Source organism: Corallococcus exercitus, from assembly GCF_003611585.1.
GTDB lineage: Bacteria > Myxococcota > Myxococcia > Myxococcales > Myxococcaceae > Corallococcus > Corallococcus exercitus.
Genome location: NZ_RAVW01000576.1, coordinates 1 through 4,758, shown reverse-complemented (window position 1 = coordinate 4,758; position 4,758 = coordinate 1). Strand labels below are relative to the sequence as shown.

Here is a 4,758-nt window from a genome sequence, read left to right as displayed (position 1 = left end):
GACTCGGCGGGAGCCGACTCCTGGGGTGCCGCGGGCGCGCCACCATCGGGCACCGGCGTCTGCGCGGTGGCCGTGGACGAGGCGACGAGCAGCGCCGCCAGCAGGACGTGAGGCATGGTCAACGGTCTCCGGGGCCGCGACATGACGCGGCCGGGTGTAAAGGGCGGGCGATTCAAGCCATGCACCCCTGGGGTGTCAACGTCTACGGGAGCGGGGCTTCGTACTTGCAACGGCGGGGGCCGTCCCCTTCCCCACCGCCGGCCCCTTCCGGGACGCGCGGGAGGGAACGCTGGAGAGCGGCTGACATTTCGGACAGAAATGCGTGGTTCGCCCACCCTGGGTGAAGGACTCCACGGCGGTTCCGCACTTCGAGCAGGGCCCCTTCGCCCGCCCGTAGACGCGGAAGCGGTTCACGGAGCCCGCCTCCTCCAGATAGGTGATGTCCTCGCCCTCCTGCTCCTTGAAGGCGAAGTCGAAGGCGGCGTGGATGGCCCTGGCCAGGTGCTTCCAGTCGTCGGGCGTGAGGGTGCCGGGCTTGCGCGCCGGGTGCAGCCCCGCCCGGAAGAGGGCCTCCGCGGCGTGGATGTTGCCCAGGCCCGCCACGCGGCCCTGGTCCATCAGCGCCACCTTCAGGTCCTGCTTGGAGTCCCCCACCGCGTCCTGGAGCTGGGGGCCGGTGAGCCCGTCGGTCAGGGGATCCCGCCCCAGGGCCTTCACCGCGGGCAGCTCCCACAGGGCCTTCGCGGGCACGGGCTCCATCCGGCCGAAGAGGCGCGGATCAGCGAAGTGGACCACGTGGCCGTCGTCCAGGTGGAAGCGGGCGCGGCTGTGGGGGACGGCCTCCCCCTCCTTCCGGCGCACGAACTTGCCCGTCATGCCCAGGTGGGCCATCAGGCCGTGGCCGCCCTCCAGGGTGAGGAGCAGGTACTTTCCCTTACGCTCCAGGGACTCCACGCGGCCGGTGAGCCGGGTGAAGCGCGCCAGCTCCGCGCCCCGGAAGACGCGGGTGGCGTCCGCTTCCGAGCGCACGATGCGGTGGCCCTTGAACCAGCGCTCCAGGTTGCGCCGGGCGATCTCCACTTCCGGTAGCTCAGGCATCCGGGCGGGGGCATACCACCGGACTGTTTCCGGCGCATGTCCCCCGGTGGATGCCACGCGGGGAAGCCGCTTGCCCGGGGCGTGGGGGCGCGGCTACGACGGGCCGCGAAGGCTTCCAACCGCCACAGCACAAAAGGACGACTCGCCCATGCAACGGATGGTCACCGCACTCCTGACCCTGACCCTGGCCTCGGGCCTCTCCACGGGCTGCGCCAAGCAGCGCGTGGGCGCGGAGAAGGCGCTCGCCAAGGTGCTCATCTCCGACGAGCAGGAGAACCAGCTCGGCCTCCAGGTGAAGCAGGAGCTGGAGACGAAGGAGCACATCAAGTACGTGCAGGACCCGGCGGTGGTGGACTACGTCCGGAGCATCTCCGCGCCCATCCTGTCGCAGGCCAACAAGGACCGCTCCGGGGTGAAGTGGAAGGTCAACGTCATTGACGACCCGAAGACGGTCAACGCCTTCGCCACGCCGGGCGGCTTCCTCTACGTGTACACGGGCCTGCTGCTCGCGGCGGACACGGAGGCGGAGCTGGCGGGCGTGATGGCGCACGAGGCGGGCCACGTGGTGGGCCGGCACTCCGCGCGCGCCATGGTGAACGCCTACGGCCTGCAGGCCATCACCCAGGTGGCGCTGGGCCAGAACCCCGGCACCGCGGCGCAGATCGCCGCGCAGCTGGCGGGCGGCGGGCTGCAGCTGGCGCACGGCCGCAGCGAGGAGACGGAGGCCGACGAGTACGGCGCGAAGTACTCCTCCGCGGCGGGCTTCGACCCCAACGGCCTCATCACCTTCTTCCAGAAGCTCCAGAAGGAGCAGGGCTCCACGCCGGGCGTGCTCAAGTGGCTGTCCACGCACCCCACCAACGAGGACCGCATCTCCCACCTGCGGAAGATCATCGCGGAGAACGGGTACAAGGGGAACCGCAACACCCCGGGCGGGCTGACGGCCATCCAGGCCAGGCTGCCCAAGCAGTAGGCAGTGCCTTTGCGGACCCTGGGCCTTCAGTGCATGGACGGGTTGTCCTTCCCGTCCGGCTCCAGGCCCGGGGGCTCCGGGTCCTTGCCCTCCGCCACGCGGCGCCTGCGCTTGAACAGCGCGAGCCGCGTCTTCCGGGCGCTGGCGGCGCTCTTGGCCGCGCCGGGCGTCTTGAGGGGGGGCTCCAGGGGCGCGGGCTGGCCGAAGTCGCGGGCGCCCTTGGCCTTCCCCTTCGCGGACGCGTGCTCCAGGATGGCGTTGAGCTCCCCGCCGAGGATGAAGATGAGCCCGGTGAGGTAGAGCCACAGCATCAGCACCACCACGCCACCGATGGAGCCGTAGGTGACGTCGTACTTGCCGAAGTGCTCCACGTACTGGGTGAAGCCCCAGGTGCTGCCCAGCCACGCCAGCGTGCCGATGACGGAGCCCGGGGTGATGTACTTGAAGCGCTGCTTCACGTCCGGCAGCAGGTAGTAGCAGAGCGACAGCATCAGCATCACCAGCGCCGCGGTGAACGGCCAGCGCAGCCAGGACCAGACGAGGTGGAACTCGTCGATGAGCGCCAGCTTGTCCGCCACCCACGCCCCCACGCGCCCGCCCAGCAGCAGGATGGCGAACGACAGGGGGATGAGCAGGACGCCGATCAGCGTCACGGCCAGCGCCAGGCCCTGCGTCTTCCAGTACGGCCGGGACTCCGACACGTCGTAGGCCAGGTTGAGGGCCTTGCGCAGGGCGTCCACGCCGCGCGACGCGGACCACAGCGCCACGAGCAGACCCACGGTGAGCAGCTTGGGGCGCGTCTCCCCGACGACGGACGTCAGGTGCTGGCTGAGCACGCCCATGGCATCGCCAGGCACCAGCGGGCGGATGCGGTCCATCATCGCGTCGACGGCGCCGGGCGCGAACGGCAGGTACGCCACCAGCGTGACCAGGAAGAACAGGAACGGGAACAGGGAGAAGATGAAGTAGTAGGACAGCTGCGCCGCCACGTCGGTGACGGTGTCCTCTTCAATCTCCTTCCAGAAGCGCCGCGCGAGTTCCCTCCACGTCAGGTACTTGAGCCGTGGCAGCCCCATGTGGTTCCCCCTCCGGGTCTGTGGGGAGCCAATGTGCGAACGGTCCGGGCATTCGGCAGCAGGCAGCCGGGCGGGCGCTCGCGGCGGGAAGCGCCGGGTGTTGAACGCTAGACGAGTCCGGAGGGCAGGTAGCGGCCCAGCAGCGGACGCAGGCGGCTCTTCACCTCCGCGGGGATGCGCGTGCGGTCGGTGAAGATGGCCAACGCGAGCGCGCTGGCGCAGCGGCAGGTGACGGGCGCGCTGGCGATGCGGGGCAGCGCGCGGCGCAGGAGCGCGGCGCCGTGGGCGGTGACGGCGTCCAGCCGCTGGGTGAACTGCGGCAGGAGCGCTTCGGGCTCCTGGCCCACGGGCTGCGGGCGCCAGGAGTCATGGTCGGTGGGCAGCGCGATGAGGGCGTAGTGCAGCTCCGCCTCGCGCGCGAGCCGCGCCTCCGGCATGGCGGTGAGCCCCACCAGGTCCGCGCCCCACGCGCGGTACAGCTGGCTCTCCGCCTGGGTGCTGAGGGAGGGGCCCTCGATGCAGACGTAGGTGGCGGAGGGGTGCACCACGGTGTCGCTCTTTCCGGCGGCGTCGGCGAGCGTCTGGCGCAGGGTGGCGCAGAAGGGCTGGGCCAGCTCCACGTGCACGGCGACGTCGTCGTAGAAGGTGCAGGGGCGGCGGTAGGTGCGGTCGATGACCTGATCCGGCAGGGCCAGGTGGAGCGGCTGGATCGCTTCGCGCAGGCTGCCCACGGTGCCGGTGGCGAGGACGTGGGTGACGCCGAGCGTCTTCAGGGCGAAGAGGTTGGCGCGGTAGGGGGCGCGGGTGGCGTTGTGGACGTGGCCCTGGCCGTGGCGGAAGACGAAGACGATGGGGACGCCGTCCAGCTCCGTGGCGATGAGCGGGGTGCTGTGGGGACCGAAGGGCGTCTCCACGGAGAGGTGTTCGCCGCGTCCCTGGAGTCCCAGGGCCTGGTAGAGGGCGTGGCCCCCGATGATGCCCACCTTGACCGCCGGCATGCGTCTCCTCTCGCCCGGTCGCCGGGCGTGGGCCTGACGATATCGCGGGGGGCTCGCCCGGGAAGCGCGGAAGGCTGGTAGCCTTCACATTTGCCATGCGTCTTCTTCCGCGCCTCGTCGTCCTCAGCGTCCTTCTTGCAACCCCCGCCCTGGCCGGGCCCGTCCCGCCCGGCTGCGAGGAGGACGCCGCCACGTGCAAGGAGGACTGCACCATCGAGTACGGCGGCAATGGCGCCGCCATCAAGAAGCTGACGCGCTGTTTCGAGGGCTGCCTGCAGACGCGCACCCAGTGTGCCCGCCAGTTCAACGCGGTGAACAACCGGGCGCCGGACGCACCGGAGGCCGCGCCCGAGCGCCGGGGCAGCAAGACGGAAGCGGCCAAGCTGCGCGAAATCGAGGAGAAGGACCGCCGCCGCGAGGAGGACCCCTTCGGCGACGAGGAGAACAAGCAGCCGCGCGCGCGGCCGGTGCGCGACTCCTACGATGATCCGCCGGAGCCGCCCCCGGAGCGCAAGGGCTACCGCGCGTCGGACGAGAAGCCCGCGAAGAACAACCCGCGCCAGCAGGCGACCGTCCCTGCGCGAGCCACGGAGCCCGCGCAGGGACGGTCGCC

At 71.1% G+C, this 4,758-nt stretch carries 4 protein-coding genes and 1 pseudogene; 2 read left to right on the top strand and 3 right to left on the bottom strand.

The features are described from left to right. Positions 1-195: 195 nt before the first annotated feature. Positions 196-1,098 carry a bifunctional DNA-formamidopyrimidine glycosylase/DNA-(apurinic or apyrimidinic site) lyase gene (mutM, locus tag D7W79_RS38900; RefSeq protein ID WP_120530290.1) on the bottom strand — a complete coding sequence of 301 codons (903 nt, stop codon included), beginning with the start codon at positions 1,096-1,098 and terminating at the stop codon, positions 196-198. A gap of 148 nt (positions 1,099-1,246) precedes the next feature. Here mutM and D7W79_RS38895 point away from each other — a divergent pair, with 148 nt between their 5' ends. After that, positions 1,247-2,071: a M48 family metallopeptidase gene (locus D7W79_RS38895; protein ID WP_120530289.1), complete on the top strand. Its 825-nt coding sequence runs from the start codon at positions 1,247-1,249 to the stop codon at positions 2,069-2,071. 26 nt (positions 2,072-2,097) lie between these two features. On the opposite strand, the gene D7W79_RS38890 is transcribed toward D7W79_RS38895, so the two are convergent. Together D7W79_RS38890 and D7W79_RS38885 are read right to left on the bottom strand one after the other, a co-directional pair. After that, a complete protein-coding gene (locus D7W79_RS38890) occupies positions 2,098-3,147 on the bottom strand; it encodes a YihY/virulence factor BrkB family protein (protein WP_120530288.1) in 1,050 nt (349 codons plus the stop codon). Positions 3,148-3,254: 107 nt separating this feature from the next. Further along, entirely contained in the window at positions 3,255-4,145 is an 891-nt protein-coding gene (locus tag D7W79_RS38885; protein ID WP_120530287.1) for an MTAP family purine nucleoside phosphorylase, read from the bottom strand. Between the two features lie 95 nt (positions 4,146-4,240). On the opposite strand from D7W79_RS38885, the pseudogene D7W79_RS38880 reads away from it, so the two are divergent. Further along, positions 4,241-4,758: pseudogene (locus D7W79_RS38880) on the top strand (hypothetical protein); the annotation flags it as partial.